Here is a 582-nt window from a genome sequence, read left to right on the forward strand (position 1 = left end):
GTCTCGCTGGGGGTCTTGCCGACCTTCACGCCGGCCGCCTCCAGGGCCTCCTTCTTGGCCTGAGCCGTCCCGGCCGACCCGGACACGATCGCACCCGCGTGCCCCATCGTCTTGCCCTCCGGAGCGGTGAACCCGGCGACATAGCCCACCACCGGCTTGGACACGCTGTCCCGGATGAACTCCGCCGCCCGCTCCTCGGCGTCCCCGCCGATCTCACCGATCATCACGATCGCATCGGTGTCCGGATCGGCCTCGAACGCCGCCAGCGCATCGATGTGCGTGGTCCCGATCACCGGGTCCCCGCCGATCCCCACACACGTGGAGAAACCGATGTCGCGCAGCTCGTACATCATCTGGTACGTCAGCGTCCCGGACTTGGACACCAGCCCGATCCGCCCCGGCTCGGTGATGTCGGCCGGGATGATGCCCGCGTTCGACTGCCCCGGCGTGATCAGCCCCGGGCAGTTCGGCCCCACGATCCGCGTCCGGTTGCCCTTGGACGAGGCATAGGCCCAGAACTCGGCGGTGTCGTGCACCGGGATGCCCTCGGTGATCACCACCGCCAGCCCGATGCCGGCGTCC

General features: G+C 69.6%; 1 protein-coding gene. It reads right to left on the reverse strand.

Going from position 1 to position 582, the window contains the following annotated elements; all coding sequences use genetic code 11:
- A partial coding sequence (locus tag D450_RS0129055) for a hypothetical protein (protein ID WP_017542131.1) occupies nt 1-582 on the reverse strand: 582 nt, incomplete at both ends.

This window comes from Nocardiopsis halophila DSM 44494 (genome assembly GCF_000341245.1).
GTDB lineage: Bacteria > Actinomycetota > Actinomycetes > Streptosporangiales > Streptosporangiaceae > Nocardiopsis_A > Nocardiopsis_A halophila.